Here is a 25,129-nt window from a genome sequence, read left to right as displayed (position 1 = left end):
TGGAAAAAATAATCTCTCAAGCGTGACATCTCCTACAACAACCGGTACGGTTTAGGTTTCTAACAGCCCAAGTGTTCGGCACTCGGATTGTTTCCCCATAAACCGCTTTATAGTACAGATTGCTAAAAACTAAAAACTAAAAACTAAAAACTAAGATTTCAACTCCCAAGTTCCTGCCCCCAAAGCTAAAAAAGATGCCAGATTCCGCACCCTCTCTACCCAATCCACAGCCTTCAGATGGCAAAGCCACTATGGAAAATAGTCCTTTGACTGAGTTTGTCGTTCAGTTTTGGGGCGTGCGGGGCAGCATCGCCACCCCCGGCACCAAAACAATTCGCTACGGAGGCAACACCTCTTGCGTAGAAATGCGCTTGGGCAAAAAACGCCTGATTTTTGACGGCGGCACAGGTCTGCGAGTTCTAGGTCTCAACCTCCTGCGGCAAATGCCGGTGGAAGCCCATATGTTTTTCAGCCACACTCACTGGGATCACATTCAAGGGTTTCCGTTCTTTACTCCTGCCTTTATCCCGGGAAACTGCTTTCACATTTACGGTGCGATCGCCCCCAACGGCACTACAATCAAACACCGTCTTGCCGACCAAATGCTGCACCCCAATTTTCCCGTCCCCATCCAAGTAATGCAGTCAGACCTCAAATTCAACGATTTGACCCCTGGGGATATTCTCGAACTCGACGATGTGAAAATAGAAACCGCACTGCTGAACCATCCCAACACCGCGATCGGATACCGAGTCACCTGGGAGGGACACACAGCCGTCTACTGCACCGATACAGAACATTTTCCCGATCGGCTCGACGACAATGTGGTACACCTAGCTCGCGACGCCGACGTGCTGATTTACGACGCTAACTACACCAACGAAGAGTATTACGATTTCAATACCCCAAAAGTCGGCTGGGGACACTCGACTTGGCAAGCAGGAGTAGAAATAGCGAAAGCTGCTGGAGTCAAAAAAATCGTGATGTTTCACCACGATCCGGGTCACGACGACAATTTTCTCGATCGCGTCGAAGCAGACGTGCAGGCCGCGTTCGCCAATGGCTGCTTGGCCCGCGAAGGCATGAGCATACCAGTGATTTAGGCAACAAATCAATGCAGGCTCAAAAAAACCGCCGACCGAAGGCAAAAATTAGCAGCGAGAAGGCAGAAACACCATGAACCACAAAAACCCCCCCAAGAAGCGTCGCTCTCGTGGCTTGCGGGGGCTTTACTCAACTTTGCTGGTGTTGATAATTGTCTGCTGTACCGGAGGCGGATGGGTAGCAGCCCAGACAGCCGGCTCCAACACTCCGGCGCGACTTGCTCAAGTCTCTGCAATTGAGGATAATGGCACTGTCGATCGCATCCCCGAACGCTACCAACTCGGACAGCAACTGTACCTAGAAAACTGCGCCACCTGTCACATCGCTTTACCGCCGCAAGTCTTACCTACAGAAACTTGGCGCAGATTGCTGCAAGATTCCCAACACTACGGGCAAACCATCAAACTGCTAGTAGACCCGCCCCGTCTGCTAGTCTGGAACTACCTGCAAACTTTTTCCCGTTCCCAAGCCAAAGACGAAGAACTCGCCTATCGAGTCGCTAACTCTCGCTATTTCAAAGCTCTGCACCCCAAAGTCAAACTGCCACAACCCGCAAATATCAGCAGTTGCGTTACTTGTCACCCCGGTGCATCTCAATACAATTTCCGCAAGCTTACCGCCGAGTGGCAAAACTCTCCGTAGCGAAGATTAAGTTCGTAATTATATCCGAGTGCGAGCGAGACGATCGCACTAACCAGAAAACGGCGATCGCATTCTGAACTAGAGACTTATTCAAAGTGTGGGTGCGATCTTTCAATTCATGCTTATTGGGCATCGCACCTTACAAATAACCTCTGGCTTTACCCTCATCAATAACTCTGACGGCTAACGGTGAAGTTGTGCGACTGCCGATAACGTCTGTTGCAAAACCGACCAAACTTGCTAGTCGGTTCCAACCGAGTGGTTAGCAGCAGCTTGAGTGGCATAGAAGTAAAAAATCTGTGCCTTTAACTACTTTTTGAGCAATTGTTATGATATCTTAACTTTACCGGAGGCTAGTTCAGACAATTTAAGAAGCCTGGTTATCAACTAACCTGATTTATGATTGACACTAAAAAAATTCAACTGAAATGGGAAAGTTATTGGTTTAAAACCTTTGGGAGATGGCGATCGTGTTCATTGACCTGCCCAGTAGACAGACCTCATCCTCGGCATATTTTTTGGAGTTGGATTGGCAGCTTTTTGGCAATTACTGCAACGTCTTATCTTGCTGTAAAAACTAATTCTCCTTTACTAATGGCTCCGTTTGGCGCTACAAGCGTTCTGATTTTTGGTGTCCCTGACAGCCCTTTGGCTCAACCCCGGAATGTCATTGGGGGCAATTTCTTAGCTGCTCTCATTAGTTTAATGATTCTGCATTTTCTCGGTTCTTCTCCCTGGGCGATGGGAATGGCTGTTTCTAGTGCGATCGGAATTATGCAGATTACCAGAACTCTACATCCGCCTTCGGGAGCAGTTGCCTTAGTCGTCATGATGACCAAACCAGACTGGCAATTTTTGCTAACACCTGCTTTTGAGGGATCAATAATCTTGGTCTTGTGCGCCGTAATCTTTAATAATTTAGCGGCAGACAGGACGTATCCCAAGCACTGGTTATAGCATTATCTCTAATTCTCTCATCCTTCCCTCGGGAGCACTACCCAAAATCTGGATGCTCCCTCTATTCCTTCTTCCTTCTTTCTTCCATCCGTTACATCCCGATCGCGTGCTTCGTTGCCGAACTTCCTTCTGCTAAATCAATAAAAAAAAACGGACGGATCGGGGGAAGGTCGAGATCCCTTTTGAAAGCGTTCCCAGGACTCCTTTAACTGAGCCGGCGCCGGATATTCGCGATCGTAAACCACCAGGACATTCGTCAAATTCCGTCCCGGCGGCAATATCCCTTCGTCAGAATTTAGCAGCCCGTCGAAAAAATCCCGCTGTGTGTTTAGGCGGGGATAATCCATTTTACTGATTTTAAAACAGTAATTTTACTGATGTTTAAGATGTGTCATCTATCTTAAGATAGAAATCATGAAGTGATCCGAGCATCATTAGGGAAGTACCATGGGAGCATTACCCATACCAGGTATCGCTGATGGACAAGAACGATGAGAATTGCCCCATCCGCTACAGGTAGTTTCCACCAAAGCACAATTTTTCCTACCCATAAGAAAAGATGAATCAATTGAAGCAGTCGGTAAAGCAGTTTTGGTCGATCGCCAACCCCTACTTCTTTTCCCGAGAAAAATGGGGAGCTAGGGGGTTGTTCGCCCTCGTAATGTTATTAATGCTAGGTTTCAATGCTGTGGGCATAGTCCAGAGCTATATTATGCGGGACTTGATGAATGCAATCACGGGAAAGAATGTTTCAGACTTCTATAAGATGTGGCTGATGCTATTGGGTCTGTTTGCCATATTCACGCCCATTATGGTTTTCTTCTTCTATTCGCAAAATGTACTGCAACTCCACTGGCGAAAGTGGCTAACGAATCACTTACTGAAGAAATATTTTAGCAATCAAGGTTTCTACAAAATTAAGTTCAATGATAAGGTTGATAATCCCGATCAGCGTTTAGCTGAAGACGTTAATTTGTTTGTCAAGCAAAATATTGATATTTGGGGATTATTATTCAACCAAGTTGTCACCATAATTTCTTTTCTCGGCGTTCTCTTTACAATTGACAAGGCACTGACTTTAGTTGTATTGATACTGGCTGCTTTTAGAACTGTTTTCACTATCTTTATAGGTAAGAGGTTAAGTAGGTTAAAGTTCAATCAGTTACAACGAGAAGCAAATTTTCGCTATAGTTTGGTTCATCTTCGAGACAATAGTGAATCCATTGCATTTTACCGAGGTGAAGAGCGTGAATTTAGTGCAGTATCACAGCGATTTAATGAAGTCTTGAATAATTTTAATAACCTGATTGTCTTGCAGCGTAACCTTGGTTTCTTTACCCAAGGAACCGGGATGATATTTACAAATTTACCTATAGTTTTTTTAGCTCCTCGATACTTTGCGGGTCAGATAGATTTTGGGCAGGTAACGCAAGCTTCTGGAGCGTTTGTGTCTATTTTAAGTGCCCTGGGCTTTATTGCCGAGAATTTTGATATGCTAACTAACTTTACCACTCAGATTAATCGTTTAGGAACATTTGATCAGGTTCTGTCCGAGCAAATGGCAGCACCTCGAGCCGGCATGGCAACGATTGATGTTGTGGAACAGCACTATCTAGCCCTCCAACGGGTTACCTTAGAGACGCCTAACTATGAGCGAATCTTAGTTAGAGATTTATCTTTCAAGGTGGGGCAGGGTGAAAGCGTCTTGATTGTTGGACCTTCTGGCGCTGGCAAGAGTTCGTTAATGCGAGCGATCGCAGGATTGTGGAATGCGGGTACGGGTTGCATTGTCCGTCCTAAACCGGAGGAAACGCTGTTTTTGCCCCAACGGCCTTATATGCTGCTAGGGGACTTACGCAGCCAATTGCTATATCCCAACACCAGCGGTCAAGTTACTGATGAACAACTGCAGGAAGTACTCGAACAAGTCAATCTTTCCCATTTGCCAGAACGGGTAGGTGGATTTGATGTGGAATTGGAATGGGCTGATGTTTTGTCACTAGGAGAACAACAACGGTTAGCATTTGCACGCCTACTGCTGACTAAACCTCGCTACGCTATTTTGGATGAATCAACGAGTGCATTGGATGTGGCTAACGAGAGACGGCTCTATCAGTTGCTCAAAGGAACAGGAACTGCCTTTATCAGTGTCGGTCACCGTCCGACTTTGGTACAGTATCACGAGCAGGTCTTAAGGCTAGTTGATAATACCAATTGGCATCTGATATCGGCTAAAGATTACAGACCCGCTCTCGCCGAGTTTGCTTGAGAAATGCAATTGCCGAACTGCAAGTAATGGTCTTTACCGTATCCGCCTCAAAATTCCAGGCGTGCGATCAGGTAGAACAGGAGTAACTGGGACAATCGTAAACGGCAAACTCGTCAAAAAAAACTGTATCTTATAGCGGGAAGGGAGTAAGACTCGGATGCTCCCCGTAAAACGTCCTGATCCTCAAAAACTCTAAGAATGGCTAAAGCCCATAACCTGACGTAGCCTCCGCACTTCCACGTCCTAGGCTGGGATAATGGTAAATTTCCCTCGATTTTTTGTTGCTTGACCAGTTTCTGAAAAGAGCTTTTACTGACGGAAAATATCGCTGCTGTTTTTCTGATCGACAGCTTCTGATGTTGATGGGCTGCTACTATTTTTGGAAAGCAAATCAACTGAATATGCTTTCATTGGTGTATTTTTTTAATCTATTCTTATTGTACCTCATAACACCCGGAAGTGCTGTAAAATCTGCCCTTGATGAGCCAAACCCACCGAAGCGCCCCCGTCCAAATTCATCGCTTCAAAACAGCCGTAGCTTGCGGGGCGGGACGCCATCGCCCGCATAACCTTAGCTTCTGCTTCCAAAGACAAACTATCAAGAAAAGTCACCAAAAATAACTTATCTCTCGAAGCCGGAAAGCCGATCGCCGTTCTCGAACCCATGCCCAAAACATGAGCATCTTTAAAACCTTCCGACAAAGGAGACAGTCCAACTTTTCCCCCTTTAACCAATCTCGGCCCGCAAGTCAGAGAAAACCAATGTTGACTCCAATCCGGCTTACCTTCGATTCTAGCCGTCACCATTTCCAATTGATTTCCGGCTTTAATTCCCAAAGTCGTGCCGTAATTTTCCCATCGGCTGTATTTCAGAAACTTACCCGCCGCCACCATATTTCCCAGCACAGATTTCTGCTCATCTTTACTAAAAAAAGTCCCGTTAGCAACAACAGCAGCCCGGTAACGCGCCACCATATTTTCAAAAGGTTCATCGCCCCGCGTGGCTTTAGAAGTATTTGCAAAATCTGCATTATTAGCTAACCCAATTGTGATATAAATTTCCGGGTCGGCGAGGTCAATAGTTGTGAGATAAAAACTTGTGCCAGCTACATTTTGGCTGCTGACTTGTACAGGTTTTGCTTGCTTAGCAGAACGTTTGATAGTTTGAGGTTGAGACGGCTGCGCTGCGGGAGAATTTTCTGGCGATTTTACAATAGGATTACTCGGCAGAGGTTGATTGGTTTTTCCAGATTTTATAATGGGATTGTTAGGGAGAGGTTGAGGAGTTTGATTTGATTGTATACTTGATAAAAAAGCGAGTGACTTTTGCCACAGTTGACCCATAAGAGTCAATAAACTATCTCGATTTTGGGCGATCGCAAAATAGTCAGCCACAACCCGCGCCAAAGCTAGGCCCGTTAAAAATAAAAAAGTGCGCCGCAGCATCGGGCGACAACCTTCAGACTGTTTGCGTTTAGACATAAAAAAATCTCAGCTAGCATAGCGAACAGTTTTCTATGGCTGTGACTACAAAAGGCGATCGCGCGAATTCTGAAACTACCAGTAGCAGGGTGCGCCTCGGCGCACCTTACCACTAATTCAAAACCCAAAACAATTTCCCTAGCCCGTATTCCGCATCCCCGCAGCAATTCCATTAATCGTCAGCAGAGCTCCCCGCAACAATTCACCCTTGCTGTAACGCGAGTGAATCACCCCCGGAACCCCGCCACTACCGTGCTGCCGCAAGCGTTTTAGCAGCGAAACCTGCAACAAACCCAAAGGCACAATCGTCGCATTTCGCAACTGCACCGAACGCTGCAGCGATGGATCTCCGTCCAACAAACGCTGGTGTCCCGTAATAGTTAAAACCAAACCCCGAATTAAATGAAATTCGGCAGCAATTTGCTCAAATAAAGTCTGAAAACGCTCCTTGTCAGCCGGCAAAGCTAACTCCTGCACGTAGTGTTCTGCAATCTGCAAATCCACCTTAGATAAAGTCATTTCCACCTTAGAAATTACCATTCTAAAAAACGGCCATTTCAAGTAAAAATACTGCAAAAGTTTCAAATGTTCTTCCGGTTCCTCCAGCAAAAACTCTTGCAAAGCCGTGCCGACACCGTACCAAGAAGGCAGCAAAAAGCGGCTTTGAGTCCAGCTAAACACCCAGGGAATTGCTCGCAAACCGCTGATGTCTTTTTTGCCACCGCGACGCGCGGGGCGAGAACTAATCTGCAACTGGCTGATTTCTTGAATCGGGGTAACTTGGTGGAAGAAATCGACTAAATCCGGCTGTTCGTAGATTAAATGGCGGTAGTGCGATCGCGACCTCACCGACAACTCTTCCATAATCTCATTCCAAGGGTCGATGCCGTCAAAACCAGTGTGCAGCAAACTAGCTTGAATTACCGCCGCCGCCACAGTTTCCAAATTGTAAAGCGCCAACTCCGGCAAAGAATATTTAGAAGCCAAAACCTCGCCTTGTTCGGTAATCTTAATACGCCCGCTAATACTCTTTCCAGGCTGAGCCAAAATAGCCTTGTAAGCAGGCCCGCCGCCGCGCCCTACAGAACCGCCTCGGCCGTGAAAAATCCGCAACTCTACATTGTATTTTTCCGCAACCATTTGCAAAGCCTTTTGAGCTTTGTGGATTTCCCAATTGCTGCTGAGGAAACCAGAATCTTTATTGCTGTCTGAATAGCCCAGCATCACCTCTTGCAATTTGAGAGTTTCGATTGGAGATTGGATATTTTCTTCGCTTTTCTCCGCTAGTTCCTGTGCGTATCCTCCTGTTAGCAAAGCTCGATAAAGTGGCAGATCGAAGATTTGCTGCATTACTTCCGGCGCTTTTTTTAAATCTTCCACCGTTTCAAACAGGGGAACTACTTGAATGCTGCTAATTCCTGTAGCCGGATCGTAAAGTCCTGATTCTTTTGCTAACAACAAAACCGCCAGCAAATCGCTGACATCGTGGCTCATGCTGATGACGTAAGTTTGGCAAATTTCCGGGCCAAACTCCTGCTGCATTTGCCGCAATATTCGGAATGTATTGATCGTCTCGCAAGTTTTGGGAGAAAAAGGCAATTCTGCTGGAATTAAAGGGCGGCGAGTTTGCAGTTCTGTTGCGAGCCAAATAATTCGATCGCATTCCGACATTTCATTGTACGACTTGGGCAAAATTTGCAAGTATTCAGCAATTTCGCTCAAAGCGTCGGAGTGTACTGTTGACTCTTGGCGGATATCTAGGTAAGCCAAATTAAACCCGTAAATTTCTACTTGGCAGAGCAGATTTTCCAAGTCCCGACAGCTCAAACCTGTTTCCACTAAATTGTGCTCGATGAGCTGCAACTCAATCAAAAACTCAGCGCCCGATCGATAAAGGCCGGTCATTCCGGGATGTTCCGACAAAGCTTCGCGCTCCCGCTGCAACTCGTCTCCTTTGTAGAGCCGCCAATTACGATCGCGCGTATTTTCCAGTCGCTGCAGCACGTAAGCCAGCTTCAACCGATAAGGTTCTTGGCGGTAGCGGATCGCCCACTGCTCGTAAACCTCCGGAAATTCCGATCTGTCGCGATCGAGAGATTCGAGCAATTCCGGCAGCACGTCGCTCCAGTGCAGCGACAAACTCAAAAGTTCGTTCAGCCGCTTCACCGCGCCGATGTACTTCTCTAGCACTAAGTGGCGCTGATAGCAAGCCGTTTGCCAAGTAACTTTCGGAGTCACAGAAGGGTTGCCGTCCCTGTCGGAACCCACCCAAGAACCGAACTTGCAAAAATTGTAACTCGGCGGTTTCAGATAAGGATAAGAAGCGTGCAGAGCTTGCTTTAAGCGGTGGTAGAGTTCGGGAATAGCATCAAACAGAACTTCCTCGAAGTAGTGGAGAGTGTATTCCACCTCGTCAAGGACAGTCGGCTTGAATTGGTGCAGTTCGTCAGTGCGCCACCAGAGGCGAATTTCTTCCATAAGTTGCTCTTGGAGAGCGGCCGCTTCCCAGCAAGACACCGGGTAGGGGCTTTGAGAGCCGCCCCCGAACACCTGAAATTTCTCGTCAACTTGGTCTAGCTGTTGGAGAATCTTCGCCATTCGCCGCTGCTTGGTGCGGATCGTGTGGCGGACAATTTCCGTCGGGTGAGCGGTGAATACCAAGCGGATGTCTAACTGATCGATCAAGCGCTGGATTTGCTGGCTAGGCACGTTCAAGCGCAGCAGCATCGGGAACAGTTGGTGAAAAGTTCCGGCGTCTCGGGCGATCGTCTCGCTGCTGTCTGCATTGCTCAGAGCCGTTTGGGCGGGGCCGGGGCCTTCCCTGTGGCGCGGGCGATCGGGCGCATCCGTTGCTTGTCCGGGCAGTTTAGAAAACATCCGCCCACCAGCATCGTTGCTGCTAGCGTAAGCTAGCTGTTGGTCTCGCTGTTCGTAGTGCTGTTCGACAATGTTGATCAACTGGAAATACAGTGCAAAAGCCCGAGCGGCGCGGATGGCGGCGTTGAGGTCGAGCTTTTCGATTAGCTGTGCGACATTCGACTCGCGAAAGTTAGTGGCCTGTCCCTCGGCGGAATTGACCGATCGCATTTGTTGGAGCAAATCCACCAATTCCTGCCCGCACTCCTGTCGCAGCACCGATTCCCACAAGTCCTCTACTACTTTGAGGCGATTGCGCAGAAACAGGTCTGATTTTGAGTAAGCGGGAGAATGGGAAATAGATGTTGCATCAATAGCCTGTTCTGAAGACTGGAGGACTGAACTCATCGGGCTGTTCCTCAATAGCTGCGGGTGTCAAGAAAATTGTATGGTTTAGTTTCGCCTAAAACACTTTTGTTTGCAGTCAAATTTGAGACAACTTATTGCAACGTAGAAAGTAGAAGGCATTTATGTACAAGGTATAAAGAAAGACCAATTTTAACAGCACGGATTTTACCGATTGTCAAGCTTTAAGATTGGTTAACCTGCGATTTTAGATTTTCGGCGCGAGAGGTTCGGCGAGCACTCAGTCGAACAATTTTAGATTTACTCCAAAGATGAATCTGGGAGCTTGAACAAGAGTCTAAAATTTTGAACTTTCCACCAGATGAGCCGGGGACTGGCATAAGTTTTTGGGGGGGTCAAAAAAATTAGCTTCTAGTTGCAAGCATCCTTCCTGATGCCTTCTAGTCCTGTGATTGAGGAAAGTTGAGCACGGGGAGGCGCGAACCCCGAAAAACTTCTTCGCTTTCAACGCCGATCGACGCAACAAACTCAGCAGCAGCTTTAGCCACCACCAAGCCGCCCAGCATGGGTAAGGCGACCAAGCTCAATAAAATTTCTGAGGGAATTGGCAACTTTGGACTGTTAGGTGTTTGAGTTTTGAGCAAGTCTTGGTTTTCCGACGGCATAAATTCCTCCTGTGTCAATCCGTAATCCTCAGTTTACAAGGCAAATAATCATCTTGACCGCTGCTTTCTGACTAATGACTTCTGATATCAAATCCGGTGACATCCGAATGATATCCTGCAAGCGATCGTCCCCGCGCAGCCAAGTCTATAAATATCTTCTCGCCAGATATTAAGCTCGCACTCGGAAAAAACTTTGTGTAGAAAATCCGGATGCTCGGCGAATGATATCGAGCGGGCGACTGTCTCCGCGTAGCCAAGCGAAACCACAGCACTACAATCCGAAAATGATTATTCCGATACAAACGGAAACGGTATCAGGAATAACGAATAACTTCTTGCTAGGCTTAATTTGGGTCTATCTGTGCCAAAATGTCGGGGTAGTATTATCAAAACACTATTCCCCAACGGATCGAAGCCGAGGGGATACAAGGCAAGACAGTAAGCCCAGCAAGGCTTAAACCTGACAAAAAGGTTAGGCTCGGCAAATAAAATAATTGTCTGTAAAATCTGTAACTGTGCTATTTCTAGAAAACAAAACCAGCTTTGGCAAAATTTAGAGTTTCATGTTGAATGCGAACGGGAGCATATTGGCAGATAATCGATCGGCCGCGTCGCAGTGGGCGCAAGAAGCTTTAGGGCTTCCCGAAGTTCAAGTACAAGCGCGTTTGCGGGGAAATCACCTGCACATTTTGTGCGAAGCAGCGCAGTGTCCGTCTCAAGAATTGGTGACGGCGAGATTTACCAGCGCCCTCGAACAAACTGATTTAACGCGACTGCTGCCCGATCGACCTAAAATTTACCAGTTGTTTCTGTGCGGCCGCAAACTCGGTTCCCGGCAAAATGACTGGACAGTCCGGCTCGATTGCAGCAGTCCCCAGCGACAGCAACAGCCGCAGCAACCGGAACCGAAAGTTGCCGAAGTGCCGCCGCCAGAGAGTCCCGCCGACGGCGAACCGCCAGAAAGCCGTAAAAAAGGCGGATTTTTCGGCAAATTTAAGAATGACAACCGCAAACTAAAACAGACACCAAAACCGGTAGAAACAGCGGCCCACCCGCCGCAAGTACGGGAAGAACTGGATTTTGACGCCGAAAGTCTTCCCATCGCCTCGCGGATTCAATACCCAGAAGCTTTTGAAACTTCCCCCGTGACGATCGACACTTCGGCTGCTGCGACGCGGGAAGCTTTTAGTTCCGCCGTTCCCCCGCAGCAGAAAGCGAACCGTGGCGCGGTAGCTTTGATTCAATCCCCCGAAGCCGACTCAGGCGAGGGCGATCGCGGTGGAACGTTGACGGTTTCGCCGGAAACTTTGGCGCGCCGGGGCTATCCAGATGCGATCGCCAGCTATCTCAGCGAAATCCTCGGCCCGATGGGAGTTTCGGTGAAAGTAAGCATTCGCGAAAAAGAACTCAAAAGCAGCCGGGAAAACCTGCCGCTGAATGCGCCGGAAAATATCAAGCCCAAGGAACGCCGGCTGCTGGTGCTGTGCGAGTCAGCTTACAGCCCCGACCCTTCCTTGCTGGCCGAACCCATCGCCGGCCGGCTGCGGAAACTGCAACTAGAGGATTTCCGGGAAGCACTGATCGGCAGCCAAGTGAGCGGCGAAGCGAAGCCGGACTGGGTGCTGCGGGTGGATTTGACTTCGCCGGACAAAATTCTCAAGGAATGGGCCAGGTGGGGAGACGTACCTGCGATCGCCAAACTGCTAAACCAACACTTGGCAGCATCGAGAGTCGAAGTGCGGGCCACCCTCAAAGAAGCAACCCTCCACCTGTTTTGCAGCAAAACTGGCAAAAAAGGACAAAAGCCTAAACGGCAAGAATACCCCGAGAAGCAGCAAACCACCGACACGATCGCCCCTTTGTTAGCTTCCTTCGCGCCCCAAGGCATCCGCGCAGCTACTATCTACGGCGTAGAACCAGCCAAGGACTCTCAGGCGGCGCCGGAGTCGCCAGTGTGGATAGACTGGGTGGACTTGCCAGCAGCCCACCACCCCGACTTGGCTGCAAGCGCCAGAACGCTGGCGGCCGAGGGCGACCAATTGGCTCTGACTTTTTTATTGAACAGGTTGCTCAACCCCAGTCTCAGGCGCAAGCTGGAAACAGGAGGGATTCGCGCTGTCGTGCTGCAAAAAGCCGACGTGCTGCACGTCATGACTGAAGCTCTGACTTGCCCTTCTCAGTCCAAGGTAGGGCCGCCGGTGGCTAAATTCTTGCGGCAGTTACAAATTCCGGGAGTGGCAGGGGTGCGAGTCTACGGGCGTCGCGCCGGCCAGAAAGTACCCCTGTGGCGCTACGCAATTGACCTCAGAACCGCGGTTGACGAGGAATCAGCGGCGACTCCGGCACAGGCTCCCTCGCAATTGGCTGTGTTGGCAAAGGAACCTGTGCCAGAGTTTGCGCCGGATGATGGGGCTTTTTCGGGTTTGGGCGAGAATTTGGTGTTCGATGCGCCCGGGCCCAACTCCTGGCGGCCCCGCTTCAAAATCAGACTCCCCGGATACAATCTGGGCGAGCAGTTAGTTCAAGCTGCAGTGCAACCGCTTGTGGCTTCGGGTTTTTTTGTTCCCAACGATGGTTTGTCAACAAATGCTGCTGCGCCGGGGGGCGTGAGAGCCGATCGCGCCGCCGGCATGGCTTTGATTTGGGCGCTCGCCGGCTGTCTGCTGACATTCAATACCGATTGGCTCCTCGGTCTATTTCTGCAATCTGCGACGGTCAGTCAAGCTCCTAGCACTTCCGAAGTTTGCAGCGGTCCAAATTGTCAAAAATCATCCCCCAAGGCTTTTGGCGACGTTACAGCCCGACTTCCGAACGAAACCGCGAACCCCGTTCCCCCTTCTGGGGAGGTAAATTTGCCTCGAATTCCGTTGCAACCGTCGCCGGAAGCTAACCAGGAAGAGGCTTTCAATGGCTCTGGGTTTACGAAACCGGGAAATATTAGCGTTCCTGTAGCTGATGTTTCTGCTCCTCCGGTGTTCCCTACTTTGAGGAGCGAGCAGCTTGACGACCAGATAGCGCGCTATCAAGAGTACATCCACCTACACAAAAAACCGCCGGATATTTTAATTGTCGGTAGTTCCAGGGCGCTGCGGGGCATCGACCCGGCGGTTTTGGAAACAGCTTTGGCAGCTTCGGGCTATCCGGGGCTGAGGGCTTACAATTTTGGGGTTAATGGAGCTACTCTCCAGGTTGTAGATTCGATCGTCCGCCGGATTTTGCCGCCGCAACAACTGCCAAAATTGCTGGTGTTGGCGGACGGGGCGAGGGCTCTCAACAGCGGGCGGCCGGATTTGACTTTTAGCGCGATCGCTTCTTCGGAAGGTTACAGGCAATTGAGCCGAGGTAGTTTTCTGATCCGCACCAATGAATTAGATGCCGAAGGATCGAAAGAGAGTGCCAACAATCCGGTGGCGACTGCTACTGAATTGGTGGACAATTTGGAACAAGCTCAAGCTAACGTTCAGCAATTGGTGAGTCAAAAGTTTGTGGAGGGTTCTGCAACTTACAAAAAGCGCGATCGGCTAAAAGGGTTTTTGCGATCGCTCGCCAATCCATCAGCCCCTGTTGCAACCGAGATCCCTCAAACCGCAGCCCTGGGCTCAGAAACAACGGAAAATGCCCAGCCAACTGCTGCGAGTAAACCCCTCAGCGAGTTTCAACCAAACGGCTTTTTGCCGATCGATATACGCTTCAATCCTGATACTTACTTTCAGAGCCACCCGAAAGTATCTGGCTACTACGACTCCGACTATCAAGATTTTAAATTGATAGGCGAACAAGCTCTAGCACTCAAAAATCTGATCCAATTTACTAAGGTTCGCAACATCAATCTCGTGTTCGTGAATATGCCTCTGACGGAAGATTATTTAGATCCCGTGCGGACAGGCTACGAACAAGAATTCCGGCAATATATGCAACAATTAGCAGCTCAAAGCGGACTAATTTTCCTAGATAAGAGTTTATTGTGGCCCCAGGCGCGAGAATCTTTTTCCGACCCCAGCCACCTCAACCGTTACGGTGCTGTTGCAGTTTCTAAACGGTTGGCTCAAGATCCCATGATTCCCTGGCCAGCGAAACAATAGTTTTGAATTTTGAGTTTTGAGTTATTTTAGAAGTTAAACGATCCCAACGTTGCAAGTGCGGCGCGACTATCTCAAAACTATTCTTTCCTGCGGCTACTGAAAATGAAAAGATTGATATTTCCTGAAACTAGCAAAAATACACAGATAAAAAGTGCAAAAAAAAATCTGCCTTTGATATTTTTTATATTATCTTTAGCATTTTTCTGTTGGAGTTTGTATAAAGGTTTCTTTTTACCTTTAGCTTTATCATCTCCGCCGCCCAGCCAGGAACAAAGTAGCGAACAGCAAACTCTGGAACCCTTTGAACAGGTTGTCAAAGACGCACAAAAGTTAGAGGGACTATTTACCCTTTACCGCAATCAAGCAACTAATAAAGTTTATCTGGAAATTACGCAGCAACAACTAGACAAAAAGTTCCTGTGTTTCGTGACATTGGCTTCTGGTTTGGGGGAAGGGGGCATTTTTAGCGGATTGCCGATCGGCGATTTCTTGTTTCAACTGCGCCGAGTCCAAAATAACGTGCAGTTTGTGATACCAAATATCAATTTTCGCACCAGTCCGGGCGACCCGCAAGCTGGTTCGGTAGAAAGGGCATTTAGCGAGTCGATTCTCTATTCTTTGCCGCTCAAAAGCATTCATCCGCAAAAACAAACTCTGCTGATCGATTTAGGCGATTTGCTGATGAGCGAAAAGCGCGATTTACCAGGGGTAAAAGCGATTTTGCCGATGATTTTGGGCGCTTCTTACTCGATCGATGAAGACAAGTCTTATTTTAAAGATGTTAAAGCGTTTCCGCTGAATGTAGAAATTGCTTCTATTTACGGTTTTTCTAGCGATAATGACAGTGCGGTTAACTATTTACCTTCGGTTCCTGACAGTCGGGCTTTTAACCTCCGCATTCACTACAGTTTCTCGGAAGTGCCGCTAAATAACGGCTACCGCCCCAGACTTGCGGACGAGCGAGTGGGCTATTTTCTGACAGCATATAAGGACTTTTCTGACAAGAGCAGCCGCGAGCCTTTTGTGCGCTATATCAATCGCTGGCATTTGCAAAAGCAAATCCCGACGGCGCCGATGTCGCCTCCGGTGCAGCCGATCGTCTTTTGGATTGAAAATAATGTGCCTGTGGAATACCGAAATGCAATTCGCGAGGGCGTTTTGGAGTGGAACAAAGCTTTTGAAAAGGCAGGTTTTACTGAGGCAATTCAGGTCAAACAAATGCCGGACAATGCTAAATGGGACCCGGCTGACGTTCGCTACAATACTATTCGCTGGTCGAGTTCTTTTGAGCCTGAGTTTGCGGGCATCGGGCCGTCTCGCACTAACCCGCTGACGGGGGAAATTTTGGATGCTGACATTCTTTTGGATGCTAATATTGTCGGACAAATCAAACAGGGATATCGATCTTTGGTGGAACAAAATCGATCGGTATCTAAGAGTTTTCAAGGGCGAAACGATTCTAATACTAATCCCTGTCAGTTCGGGATATATTCTCGCTATTTGCAGGTGCTAGAAAATGGGGATTTAGGAAAAAGCAGCGGGGAAAATGCTCGAGGTGGAATTGCTGATGATTTGCCGACTTTGGTAGAAAGATACCAAGAGCAAAAGCGATCGCCTGTGTCGCGGTTGATGTCGAGTTCGGATATGTGTTTTGGGTTAGAATCGAGCCGGCAGTTTGCGATCGGGGCAATGTCGATGGATCTGTTGGAAAATGCAGCGCCTAGCAGTGGGACGATTGACAATTATGTTAATGAATATATCCGATTTTTGACGGCCCACGAAGTCGGTCACACTCTCGGTTTGAGGCACAATTTTCACGGGAGTACGATGCTGCAACCTGAGGATTTGAACAATACTCAGGTAACTCGCACGCAAGGTATGATTGCGTCGGTGATGGATTATGTGCCGATTAATTTGGCACCGCAGGGAACTGTGCAGGGCGACTATTATCCGACGATTGTAGGGCCTTACGACGATTGGGCGATCGAGTACGGTTACAAGGTGATTGGCGGCGTAAACCCGAACAGTGACTTACCAGCGCTGCAACAAGTTGCCAGCCGCGCTGCGGAACAGCAATTAGCTTACGCGCCGGATGAGGATTCTGTTGACATTCTCGATCCCGCTGCAAATACCTTCGATCTCAGCGCCAATATGCTGAGGTATTCGCAATGGCAATTGGATAATGCGAGGGCGATGTGGCAACGTTTAGAAAAGCGAATTCCGGTTGGGGAAGACGGTTATAACGAACTGCGGGTGATGTTTGATTCGGTGTTCGGGTATTATCTTCAGCAGGTGATGAATGCGACTTTGTATGTGGGGGGACAGTCGTTTAATCGGATTCGCCCTGGAGATACTAATGCGAAGTTGCCGTTTGTGCCGATCGAACTTTCTCAGCAGCGAGAAGCTTTAGCAACATTAGAGAAGTACGTTTTTGCCCCAGATGCGTTTAGTTTTGCGCCGGAGTTGCTCAACAAATTGGCGCCTTCGCGCTGGGAGCACTGGGGAAGTCCGGCTTTGGTGTTTCCTCTAGATTACCCGATCGGCGATCGAATTACTTTTTTGCAGCGGTTTGTGTTGCGAGTTTTGCTATCTCCGACGCGGCTGGCGAGGCTGCGGGATGCGGAGTTAAAATCGGCGCCGGAAACTGCTTTGAGGTTGCCGGAAGTTTTGGATACTTTGCAAAAGGATATCTGGAAAGAGGTTTTGCAGGCGGAAAAGAAGATGCAAATTTCAACTTTTCGGCGTTCTTTGCAGCGGGAACATTTGGCGATTTTGATGGGAATGGTGCTGCGAAAAACGAGTGTTCCAGAGGATGCGCGGAGTTTGGCTTGGTACGAGTTGCGGCAGTTGCGGGAGGGTTTGAGCAAGAGTATTCGGAATTTGGACCGGAATGCTGATGCTTATACGCGGGCTCATTTGGAGGAAACGCGCGATCGGATTTCTAAGGTTTTGAATTCGCAGATTCAGTCGAATTAATCTTATATAGGGCTTACGCATGGGGGTTCAGAAACCGGGTTTTTTACGATAATATTTCCTTGCAGCCTGCAGATTCGATAAAAAACCAGGTTTCTTTGGTGGAAGTGCGTAATTCCTGACTTATTAATAGGGTGTTTCTATCTGCAATCAAAAATTATGACTACAGATACTTCCAACAAACATCACCTGCAATTGGCGCTATTTTGGGCATTACTGGGGAGTCTGGCAGCGTTGGCATTATTTCCTTATGCGCTGTCTCTGAATCCAGCAGTCAGGCAACTGCCTGCACCGTTACCTGTTATAGCTATTGGGTCCGCCCTCCAGACTGGACTTTTTTTGATTCTCCTGAATTGGATTGGACTGCGCCTAGGCAACTCAATGGGACTTGATACCCCCCTCATTCGTGCGCTGGTGTATCGACAGCCTGTTCCCACCCTTTCTAAATCTGCTATCAAAACGGCGCTGATAGTGGGTGGCGTGGGTGGAATCGTATTAATTGGATTGAGTTTAGGGTTTGAACCTTGGATGCCTCCAATGACTTCAACAACTGCGTTAAAGATTGACTTCTGGAAACGCATCTTAGCTTCTTTCTACGGAGGCATTACCGAAGAACTCTTGGTTAGATTATTCGGTATGACATTGATTGCATGGCTACTTTGGAAGATTTTTCAGGGGCGCCGATCGGAACCTAGTGAATCAATTTTTTGGCTGGCAATTGTGGCTGCGGCGATTCTGTTTGGTGTGGGCCATTTGCCTGCCGCTGCCAATCTCTGGGGACTAACCCCAATCGTGATTTTCCGAACGATTTTGCTCAATGCCCTCTTAGGGATTCCCTTTGGTTTTCTTTACTGGCGTTGGGGATTAGAATACGCTATGTTATCTCATTTTTTGGCAGATTTGGTACTGCATGGAATAGGAGGAAGTTAGCAGGATATGCAAACAATGCAATGGTACAACGAACCTTTACAATGGCATGAGGATAACGGTGTTATCCATATTACCGCCGGGGCAAAGACTGACTTTTGGCGGCAAACTCATTACGGATTCATTCGCGATAACGGCAACTTTTACTACCGTCAAGTTTCAGGCGACTTTACAGCCGAAGTCAAAATTACTGGTTGCTATCAATCGCTGTACGATCAAGCAGGATTGATGATTCGAGAGAGCGAAAATATCTGGCTCAAGTGCGGCATTGAGTTTGTTGAGGGAGTGCAAAACGTGAGTGCGGTTGTGACACGAGACTATTCCGATTGGTCTGTTATTCCACTTGAAGTGCCGCCTGTTTCCCTGTGGCTGCGGGTAAAGCGCCGAGCTGAAACGGTGGAAGTGCAATACTCGTTGGATGGGGAAGAGTATTCAATGATGCGACTGGCATATCTCACTGAGTCACCAATGGTTCAAGTTGGGTTAATGTGTGCGGCTCCCCAAGGTGAAGGCTTTGCAGTCGAATTTGAAGGGTTTAAGCATAGTAAGCCGCTCTAATTTGGTATACGAAACCTAATGCTTCTGTGTCGAGAAAACTGGCGATCGAAATGACGATCGCCGCTGCGATCGGATATTCAATTTCCGCAGCACGCGCAATTAGAGCCGCTTTAATTCGTTCTGGCAAACGTCCCAAAATAACTTCGGCATCAGCAGGAGAAAGTTGTTCTTGAAGTTTAGCTTGCATGGCATTCACCTTTGGGTTAGAATTTGATAAATACATTCAAGCCACTACCGAACTCAGATTTAGCGGTCTAACGGCTAAAGTGAGCGGCAGCAAGCATCATCCAAACGAAGCGCAAAGCTTTTATCATGTCCGCTCCACTGCGTTGTTATGCCGCCGTAATTGCCTTGACTAATAAGAGAGGTGATTAATTAAGCAAATAGTTAAAACAATAATTCGGACAGTTTTAGATCTAGTCTAGTGTCCTAAACCCTTGCTGGCTATATGCTGGACTATTTTTTCAAGGTTTAAGTTCAGCGCTAAGTTTCAGAAAATCCGTTAAAAATGGCAGAGCTTCCTCCGTAAAGCTTACAGGGCCGTTAAAAAACTGTCCGAAGTATTGTTAAAATGTTGATTGAGTCATCACTCTCAAACCATAGTCTTGCTCACTTCATCGAGAAGGTTGTGCTACGAATTATTAGGAAGCGATCGCAGATGAAAGAACAAGGCAGATTAAACAGACGCAGTTTTTTAGCTGGAGTAGCAGTTTTAGGAACAGTTAGCTTAACCCAGACTTGGACATCCCCAGTCATGGCGGCACAATCGGCAGTGAGATTGCCCGATCGCAAAGAGATAATCATCCGAAATGCTTACATCATGACAATGGACTCAGCACTTGGAGATCTGACCGGGGATATCCATTTGCGGAATGGTGAAATCGTTGCGATCGGAACTCAGTTAGATGCTCCAACAGCCGAAACGATTGATGGACAAAATATGATCGTCTTGCCAGGTCTTATTGATACACACTGGCATCTGTGGACTGCCTTGCTGCGAAGTATGTCCGGTGATACCAGAGAACAGGGGTATTTTTCCATGACCGAGCGTTTGGGCAAGCGATACACGCCAGAAGATATGTATCGCGCAGCGCAATTGGCAACGGCTGAGGCACTCTATTCAGGAATCACAACGATACACGACTTTAACCACAACGCCCGCACGATTGATTACGCTAGGGCATCCGTCCGCGCCATCGCCAATGCAGGTATTCGTGCTCGTTTTTCTTACGGGTACTACAAAGATCAAGCGTCAGAAGAAGCCACTGACTTTGACAGCATCATGAGGCTGCATCGTGAGATGAAAAATTCCCAGTATGGTTTGATATCTTTAGGATTTGCGCCGCGAGAGGTTTCTGCCTACAAAAACTATCACCGGGATTGGGAGATAGCCCGAAAAATAGGGCTTCCAATTACGGTTCATGCAAGTTCCTCGCTGGATGAAGCTGGAGAGATCGATCGACTCTACAAAGACGGCTTACTTGAAAAAGATGTACTCATTGTCCATGCGACTGCGGCAACGCTAATTGAAATGCGGCACTTATCAAAAAGTAACGCAGCCGTTAGCCTGACCCCTTTCACAGAAATGCGAACTGGTTTTGGCTTTCCTCCGATTCAAGAACTGCTTTCAGCAGGCGTGTTGATCAGCCTTGGAATCGATACAACAGCCTTGTCAGGAAATGCAGATATGTTTGCAATCATGAAAGTAATTCAAAATGTTGGTAACGCTCAAGCCAAGAGTGAGTTTGCTTTCTCTCCGCGACGAATCTTAGAATTTGCAACTATCAACGGAGCGCAAGCGTTGGGAATCGATCATCAAGTTGGCTCTCTTAAACCTGGTAAGCGTGCTGATTTGATTATGATATCCACGGAAAATCTGAATCTGGGAGTGTTCACCGATCCAGCCCATTTAATAGTTGAAGCGGCTCAACCCTCAAACGTGGATACTGTGATCGTAGATGGAAGGATTCTAAAGCGAAACGGTCAACTTTTGGCAATGAATGCGAAGGAAATTATTCGAGAAGCAAAAGATTCGTTAAGGTCTGTCAACTTTTTCTTAAGAACTTAACCTTGTCATTTAACAAATAAACTTCAAACTACTGCCTCAACCCAGAACTTAGGCGGCATAACGATTTAGTTCAACCGCGCGCTCGCCTCTCAACGAAGCTAACAATCTTAAATTCGCGTCAGTTGCAACGACTAGATTTATCGAAGCACCCCATACAAGAAACCTTGAGCTTTTGCAGATTGTTTACCGTGCTGCCGATAAATCTTATAATTGTATCGCAGTTGCGGTACAATACCCAATATAATAGAAAAATACCGCCGATCGCTTCGCTGATGTATGTCACTAAAAGTGGCACTAATCCACACAGCAATTGCTGGCGATCGATGAGCATTTAACCAAATTGTCATGTGGCTAAAACTGGACGATCGAGTTTGCGGACTGCATACAGAAGCGCAGCTTTAATATCGTCAAGTTCTAAGTCTGGCAATTCTTCGATAATTTGCTCAAAACTCAAACCAGCAGCTAGCAACTCTAGGATATCGATGACTCGAATCCGCATTCCCCGGATGCAGGGACGACCGCCACATTGTCTTGGGTTCACTGTGATTCTGTCAAACAGAGGAAGAACGGATGCTGGCATGGGTTTAGAATTGTCTTAAACCTTTGTCTCTAGCTTACTTCATTTATCACCCCAAACTCACACCGCGATATAATTCTGCGATGCCACTTCCAGCTAAATACTCTGTAAAGTATTATTTGTGCCTTAAGCGTAGGCAGGAAGTGGTTCATAAACAAGTTCCATGAGTTTTTCTGAGGGAATGGTTTCCATTGCATAGGTATTGCCTTGAGTATCGGCAAAATCTACTAGATAAGCGCGATCGTCAAAGCTCATGAGAATAGTGCCAACTTGTCCCGGTCGGAGCAAAATTGGCTGAGAGGTGGCTTTATGGATTGCGTGAATTTCTTCGGTCAAGGCAACAACATTATACTCGTGTAACGTCATCACAGTATCCTCACTTATTGACAGGATAGGTATTAGTTAGCCGGGGAAAGTCTTCATCGGTGCGAATCATCCAACATGACAGCACCCAAGAGCTTCCGGTTTCCGTGGTCATGAAAAATTTGATATCATACTGGGTTCCATAGTTGTCTGTTTTATAAATTTCTGCCTCCTGATTGACCGCACATTCTAATAAAGCGACTTCTAAAATAGCTTTGTTTTCTAGTGTAATTCCCAATCGATTTCTAAACAGGATTGCTTTATCTTTTCCTTTGGGATGCTGCATATTTAGTGAGTATCGCTCAAGCTTGTCGCCCAGCAGTGCCTTCTCTCCGTTGGGTAATTTCATCTGTCGAAATGGTCAAGTCACTTGGTGGAAAGTTTTCATTTGCCAGAAACCGCATTAACTTGCCTCAGCAATTTGCCCGTTGTGCCATATATCGATCGAAAGTTGTGTAATCTCCAGCATTGTAGTCAGCACGGGCCGCTTCAATTTCGGCAATGTCTTCTGGAGAATCGTCCTCATTAGGGAATAATTCAGCTTCCAAAAATTCCCATATCTTGTATCTTTCAGCAATTCCCAGTGACGAAATAGCTTCCAGCAGTGATTGAAATGAGATGTCTACTTTCACAGTATTCTCAGCCATCAGAACTTTCCTCCACTTTAAATTTTATAATATATCCAGAGCCCCGACTTCTTCAAGAAGCCGGGGCTCTAAAAGCAGACTACATCACAACTGCACTAATCAAAGTTTGCACATTTTGTACAACAGCAGTAGTCAAATTATGAGTCACAGGCAAACTGTCAACGACTATTCCAGCGCACAATAGCATCAGGTACAGAATAGAGTATTTGAAGAGCGATCGCGCAACAACCTTATCCTCTGGAGTCTGCAACAGCAACCAAGCTTTTTGGGCAAAAATAGCACCCAGGAAAATAGCTGTTCCCGCATACACCGCGCCCGCTAAATGCAGGGGATAAACTAGCAGCAAAGTTGCAGGAATCATCAATAGCGTGTAAATCCAAATTTGGCGGGCTGTGGCTTCGTCGCCCTCAATTACGGGTAACATCGGGACGCCTACTTCCTTGTATTCGTCGCGAATCATCATTGCTAATGCCCAAAAATGCGGCGGTGTCCACAGGAATATAATCCCAAACAGCAGCCACGCACCCCAACTCAAATCTCCCGTAACCGCAGCCCACCCAACTAGCGGGGGAATCGCCCCTGCTGCACCGCCGATGACGATGTTTTGCACGCTGTGACGCTTCAGCCAGTGGGTGTAAATTAGGACGTAGAAAACGATGCCTGACATTGCTAGCAATGCGGCTAATAAGTTGGCAACAACTGTCAGCAATGTAAAGGATATTGTAGCTAGGGCGATCGCAAATATCAAAGCATCCCGCTTCTTGACACGCCCCGAAGGAATCGGCCGCCACCGGGTGCGTTCCATAATATAATCGATGTCGCTGTCGTAGACACAATTAATCGTATTCGCCGACGCAGAAGCTAAAGCGCCTCCAGTAATAGTTGATACCAGCAATAGCGGGTCTACTTCTCCTTTGGCGGCCATCCACATTCCTGCTGAGGTAGTGATTAGCAGCAGTAAAATAATTCTGGGTTTTGTTAGTTGATAGTAACTTTTCACGACTTGCGAAAAGTTTTCGTGGAGGCGGGGCCTGTCGTTGGTAAGGATTTCTTGCATCGGTTGTAAGCTGTTAGTAATTATTTGCGAATTCGTCATTAGTCATTAGGTTGGAGGGGCGGGTTTTACGAAAAATATTTGGTGTAGCTACAAGGATTAATAAACCCGCCGCCTCTTACTTTAGTCTGATCTCTCAAGCTGATAAAACTCGATCGCGCCAAGCTAAAACACTAAAAGCTATCAGGGTTCCCAGCAAAGCAGCACCGACTGCTTGGTGGGCGACTGTCAGCGGTTCTACCTGAAGGTGCAGCCGGAAAGTTGCTAATCCCAGAACTAATTGAGCAATTAGGCAAACACTCGCCCAGTTAGCCAGTTTTCGCAAGTTGGGACTCAGTGCAGGCTGCCGCCAAGCCATGACTGATACTGCTAAAGTCGCTGCTGTAGCTGGTACGATACCGGCGATGTGGCTGTTCATTACCGAGCACAATTCTGAGGAGCTCAAACATTGGTGCAGTGCCCATCTCGAGCCTACTAATGCTCCTAGCAAACTTTGCAGGTAAACTAACAATGCTGCGATCGAACTTACCCAAGCCAATTTGCCCGTATTGCCTGTAGCTTCGTAGGGATTCAGCATGAAACCGATGACTAGCAGCGCGCCAAAAAACAGTAAAGCTGTTCCCAAGTGAGCGGTAACGATGTCAAATCTCAGCAGTTGTGTTACTGTCAAGCCGCCCAATACGCCTTGAAAAACGATTAAAAATACTGCCCCAGCGCTCGCCCAAGGCAGCCATTTTGGCAGGCGGCTGCGGTAAAACAAAGATAGTCCTAAAAGTGCGATCGCGCTTAAGCCGATCGCTGCTGCGTCCAAACGGTGAAACCACTCCAGAAATACCTGCAAATTCATTTGCGCTGCGGGTATTAATTGACCGTAGCACAGCGGCCAGTCGGGGCAAGCGAGCCCCGCATTCATGACTCGCGTGGCGCTGCCTACAGCCATTAACAGCCAGGTTGCGATCGCAATTTTCCACACTAAGCCGCGGATAATATCTTTTGGCTGCCACTGCACTCCTGCTGCTGCGTTTGGCTGATTTACAACTGAGTTTGCCATGAAATTTACCTTAGCCTTTGTTGTCGATCGAACTTAATTAAATATTGAGGTTTTGCTGTGGCTGAGCTTAGCCGAGCTTAACACTCTTTTTCTCTGACAAACAGTCATGTATACTACCTTAGCGACATCGCAATCCAATTAGTTTGTCTTTAGAAAATTTTCAACTTTCCTTTTTACATTACAAAGTATTGCAGCTATTTTTATAAATTTCAACAAACTTTAATTATTTTACCGAAGTCCTTGCTGTTACAGGCTCCTTTGCTGTTGAACATCGAGCAAAACCTAAAGATATCATTAAGAAAAAACTGTTTTTCCATCTTTATGATATGCAAAGTCAAGAAAATCTAAAATTGCGATCTCGCTCGTTAGTCTAAAATAACTTAATAAAAATGTCAAAATATAGCAATCCTAAATGAATTGTGAAAAGGCATCAAATCTTTTCAAGTTAGGAAAATTGAAAAGATTATATTTAGCAAACAATTGAAATA

At 47.4% G+C, this 25,129-nt stretch carries 22 protein-coding genes; 9 read left to right on the top strand and 13 right to left on the bottom strand.

Going from position 1 to position 25,129, the window contains the following annotated elements; genetic code table 11:
* Positions 1-194: 194 nt before the first annotated feature.
* Both E5S67_RS09495 and E5S67_RS09490 read left to right on the top strand, forming a co-directional pair.
* Positions 195-1,103: an MBL fold metallo-hydrolase gene (locus E5S67_RS09495; protein WP_172186792.1), complete on the top strand. Its 909-nt coding sequence runs from the start codon at positions 195-197 to the stop codon at positions 1,101-1,103.
* Positions 1,104-1,176: 73 nt separating this feature from the next.
* Positions 1,177-1,746, top strand: a complete 570-nt coding sequence (locus tag E5S67_RS09490) for a diheme cytochrome C (protein ID WP_172186791.1) — start codon at positions 1,177-1,179, stop codon at positions 1,744-1,746.
* Here E5S67_RS09490 and E5S67_RS32345 read toward each other — a convergent pair.
* The gene (locus tag E5S67_RS32345; RefSeq protein WP_216670323.1) at positions 1,718-1,879 is read right to left on the bottom strand and encodes a hypothetical protein; all 162 of its coding nucleotides are present in this window, start codon (positions 1,877-1,879) and stop codon (positions 1,718-1,720) included. The genes E5S67_RS09490 and E5S67_RS32345 overlap by 29 nt on opposite strands.
* Before the next feature lie 266 nt (positions 1,880-2,145).
* On the opposite strand from E5S67_RS32345, the gene E5S67_RS09485 reads away from it, so the two are divergent.
* Positions 2,146-2,703, top strand: a complete 558-nt coding sequence (locus E5S67_RS09485) for an HPP family protein (RefSeq protein WP_172186790.1) — start codon at positions 2,146-2,148, stop codon at positions 2,701-2,703.
* 137 nt (positions 2,704-2,840) lie between these two features.
* Here the strand turns inward: E5S67_RS09485 and E5S67_RS09480 are convergent, their stop codons facing one another.
* Positions 2,841-3,050, bottom strand: a complete 210-nt coding sequence (locus E5S67_RS09480; protein ID WP_216670321.1) for a hypothetical protein — start codon at positions 3,048-3,050, stop codon at positions 2,841-2,843.
* A 212-nt stretch (positions 3,051-3,262) separates the two neighbouring features.
* Here E5S67_RS09480 and E5S67_RS09475 point away from each other — a divergent pair, with 212 nt between their 5' ends.
* The gene (locus tag E5S67_RS09475) at positions 3,263-4,972 is read left to right on the top strand and encodes an ABC transporter ATP-binding protein/permease (protein ID WP_172186789.1); all 1,710 of its coding nucleotides are present in this window, start codon (positions 3,263-3,265) and stop codon (positions 4,970-4,972) included.
* A gap of 444 nt (positions 4,973-5,416) precedes the next feature.
* On the opposite strand, the gene E5S67_RS09470 is transcribed toward E5S67_RS09475, so the two are convergent.
* The 3 genes from E5S67_RS09470 to E5S67_RS09460 form a co-directional block, all read right to left on the bottom strand.
* Positions 5,417-6,454 (bottom strand): phosphodiester glycosidase family protein, encoded by a 1,038-nt coding sequence (locus tag E5S67_RS09470; protein ID WP_246276705.1) that lies wholly within the window; start codon positions 6,452-6,454, stop codon positions 5,417-5,419.
* 138 nt (positions 6,455-6,592) lie between these two features.
* A complete protein-coding gene (gene ppc, locus E5S67_RS09465; protein ID WP_172186788.1) occupies positions 6,593-9,718 on the bottom strand; it encodes a phosphoenolpyruvate carboxylase in 3,126 nt (1,041 codons plus the stop codon).
* Between the two features lie 398 nt (positions 9,719-10,116).
* Positions 10,117-10,341 (bottom strand): hypothetical protein, encoded by a 225-nt coding sequence (locus E5S67_RS09460; protein WP_172186787.1) that lies wholly within the window; start codon positions 10,339-10,341, stop codon positions 10,117-10,119.
* 563 nt (positions 10,342-10,904) lie between these two features.
* Between E5S67_RS09460 and E5S67_RS09455 the strand changes: the two genes are divergently transcribed.
* From E5S67_RS09455 to E5S67_RS09440, 4 genes are all read left to right on the top strand, one after another.
* On the top strand, positions 10,905-14,423 hold the full coding sequence (locus E5S67_RS09455; RefSeq protein ID WP_172186786.1) for a hypothetical protein: 3,519 nt from the start codon (positions 10,905-10,907) through the stop codon (positions 14,421-14,423).
* 102 nt (positions 14,424-14,525) lie between these two features.
* Positions 14,526-17,399: a zinc-dependent metalloprotease gene (locus tag E5S67_RS09450; RefSeq protein ID WP_172186785.1), complete on the top strand. Its 2,874-nt coding sequence runs from the start codon at positions 14,526-14,528 to the stop codon at positions 17,397-17,399.
* A 156-nt stretch (positions 17,400-17,555) separates the two neighbouring features.
* Positions 17,556-18,326: a CPBP family intramembrane glutamic endopeptidase gene (locus tag E5S67_RS09445; RefSeq protein WP_172186784.1), complete on the top strand. Its 771-nt coding sequence runs from the start codon at positions 17,556-17,558 to the stop codon at positions 18,324-18,326.
* Between the two features lie 6 nt (positions 18,327-18,332).
* A complete protein-coding gene (locus E5S67_RS09440; protein WP_246276704.1) occupies positions 18,333-18,881 on the top strand; it encodes a DUF1349 domain-containing protein in 549 nt (182 codons plus the stop codon).
* On the opposite strand, the gene E5S67_RS09435 is transcribed toward E5S67_RS09440, so the two are convergent.
* Positions 18,859-19,068 carry a hypothetical protein gene (locus E5S67_RS09435; RefSeq protein WP_172186821.1) on the bottom strand — a complete coding sequence of 70 codons (210 nt, stop codon included), beginning with the start codon at positions 19,066-19,068 and terminating at the stop codon, positions 18,859-18,861. The two genes, E5S67_RS09440 and E5S67_RS09435, sit on opposite strands and share 23 nt — an antisense overlap.
* A gap of 441 nt (positions 19,069-19,509) precedes the next feature.
* Between E5S67_RS09435 and E5S67_RS09430 the strand changes: the two genes are divergently transcribed.
* A complete protein-coding gene (locus E5S67_RS09430; RefSeq protein ID WP_172186783.1) occupies positions 19,510-20,949 on the top strand; it encodes an amidohydrolase family protein in 1,440 nt (479 codons plus the stop codon).
* 118 nt (positions 20,950-21,067) lie between these two features.
* Here E5S67_RS09430 and E5S67_RS09425 read toward each other — a convergent pair whose 3' ends face one another.
* The 7 genes from E5S67_RS09425 to E5S67_RS09395 form a co-directional block, all read right to left on the bottom strand.
* A complete protein-coding gene (locus tag E5S67_RS09425; protein WP_216670320.1) occupies positions 21,068-21,280 on the bottom strand; it encodes a hypothetical protein in 213 nt (70 codons plus the stop codon).
* Between the two features lie 12 nt (positions 21,281-21,292).
* Entirely contained in the window at positions 21,293-21,529 is a 237-nt protein-coding gene (locus E5S67_RS09420) for a DUF433 domain-containing protein (protein ID WP_172186781.1), read from the bottom strand.
* Between the two features lie 123 nt (positions 21,530-21,652).
* Positions 21,653-21,892, bottom strand: coding sequence for a DUF4926 domain-containing protein (locus E5S67_RS09415; RefSeq protein WP_172186780.1), 240 nt, complete (start codon positions 21,890-21,892; stop codon positions 21,653-21,655).
* A 10-nt stretch (positions 21,893-21,902) separates the two neighbouring features.
* Entirely contained in the window at positions 21,903-22,238 is a 336-nt protein-coding gene (locus tag E5S67_RS09410; protein ID WP_172186779.1) for a DUF6883 domain-containing protein, read from the bottom strand.
* A 64-nt stretch (positions 22,239-22,302) separates the two neighbouring features.
* Positions 22,303-22,536 carry a hypothetical protein gene (locus tag E5S67_RS09405; RefSeq protein ID WP_172186778.1) on the bottom strand — a complete coding sequence of 78 codons (234 nt, stop codon included), beginning with the start codon at positions 22,534-22,536 and terminating at the stop codon, positions 22,303-22,305.
* Between the two features lie 79 nt (positions 22,537-22,615).
* Positions 22,616-23,593 carry a heme o synthase gene (locus tag E5S67_RS09400; protein WP_172186820.1) on the bottom strand — a complete coding sequence of 326 codons (978 nt, stop codon included), beginning with the start codon at positions 23,591-23,593 and terminating at the stop codon, positions 22,616-22,618.
* 133 nt (positions 23,594-23,726) lie between these two features.
* On the bottom strand, positions 23,727-24,641 hold the full coding sequence (locus E5S67_RS09395) for a COX15/CtaA family protein (RefSeq protein ID WP_172186777.1): 915 nt from the start codon (positions 24,639-24,641) through the stop codon (positions 23,727-23,729).
* Between the last annotated feature and the right edge of the window lie 488 nt (positions 24,642-25,129).

Source organism: Microcoleus asticus IPMA8 (assembly GCF_013179805.1).
Classification (GTDB): domain Bacteria; phylum Cyanobacteriota; class Cyanobacteriia; order Cyanobacteriales; family Microcoleaceae; genus Microcoleus; species Microcoleus asticus.
The sequence above is the reverse complement of the archived record's forward strand: the minus strand, read 5'-3'. Positions and strand labels throughout refer to the sequence as shown.

Coding starts and splice junctions, on each gene's coding strand:
- E5S67_RS09455 (WP_172186786.1), top strand. CDS start 10,905: ATGTTGAATGCGAACGGGAGCATATTGGCAGATAATCGATCGGCCGCG.
- ppc (WP_172186788.1), bottom strand. CDS start 9,718: ATGAGTTCAGTCCTCCAGTCTTCAGAACAGGCTATTGATGCAACATCT.
- E5S67_RS09450 (WP_172186785.1), top strand. CDS start 14,526: ATGAAAAGATTGATATTTCCTGAAACTAGCAAAAATACACAGATAAAA.
- E5S67_RS09490 (WP_172186791.1), top strand. CDS start 1,177: ATGAACCACAAAAACCCCCCCAAGAAGCGTCGCTCTCGTGGCTTGCGG.
- E5S67_RS09420 (WP_172186781.1), bottom strand. CDS start 21,529: ATGCCAGCATCCGTTCTTCCTCTGTTTGACAGAATCACAGTGAACCCA.
- E5S67_RS09460 (WP_172186787.1), bottom strand. CDS start 10,341: ATGCCGTCGGAAAACCAAGACTTGCTCAAAACTCAAACACCTAACAGT.
- E5S67_RS09400 (WP_172186820.1), bottom strand. CDS start 23,593: ATGCAAGAAATCCTTACCAACGACAGGCCCCGCCTCCACGAAAACTTT.
- E5S67_RS09480 (WP_216670321.1), bottom strand. CDS start 3,050: ATGGATTATCCCCGCCTAAACACACAGCGGGATTTTTTCGACGGGCTG.
- E5S67_RS09440 (WP_246276704.1), top strand. CDS start 18,333: ATGCAAACAATGCAATGGTACAACGAACCTTTACAATGGCATGAGGAT.
- E5S67_RS32345 (WP_216670323.1), bottom strand. CDS start 1,879: ATGCCCAATAAGCATGAATTGAAAGATCGCACCCACACTTTGAATAAG.
- E5S67_RS09475 (WP_172186789.1), top strand. CDS start 3,263: ATGAATCAATTGAAGCAGTCGGTAAAGCAGTTTTGGTCGATCGCCAAC.
- E5S67_RS09445 (WP_172186784.1), top strand. CDS start 17,556: ATGACTACAGATACTTCCAACAAACATCACCTGCAATTGGCGCTATTT.
- E5S67_RS09435 (WP_172186821.1), bottom strand. CDS start 19,068: ATGCAAGCTAAACTTCAAGAACAACTTTCTCCTGCTGATGCCGAAGTT.
- E5S67_RS09415 (WP_172186780.1), bottom strand. CDS start 21,892: ATGACGTTACACGAGTATAATGTTGTTGCCTTGACCGAAGAAATTCAC.
- E5S67_RS09405 (WP_172186778.1), bottom strand. CDS start 22,536: ATGGCTGAGAATACTGTGAAAGTAGACATCTCATTTCAATCACTGCTG.
- E5S67_RS09410 (WP_172186779.1), bottom strand. CDS start 22,238: ATGAAATTACCCAACGGAGAGAAGGCACTGCTGGGCGACAAGCTTGAG.
- E5S67_RS09395 (WP_172186777.1), bottom strand. CDS start 24,641: ATGGCAAACTCAGTTGTAAATCAGCCAAACGCAGCAGCAGGAGTGCAG.
- E5S67_RS09425 (WP_216670320.1), bottom strand. CDS start 21,280: ATGCTCATCGATCGCCAGCAATTGCTGTGTGGATTAGTGCCACTTTTA.
- E5S67_RS09495 (WP_172186792.1), top strand. CDS start 195: ATGCCAGATTCCGCACCCTCTCTACCCAATCCACAGCCTTCAGATGGC.
- E5S67_RS09485 (WP_172186790.1), top strand. CDS start 2,146: ATGATTGACACTAAAAAAATTCAACTGAAATGGGAAAGTTATTGGTTT.
- E5S67_RS09470 (WP_246276705.1), bottom strand. CDS start 6,454: ATGTCTAAACGCAAACAGTCTGAAGGTTGTCGCCCGATGCTGCGGCGC.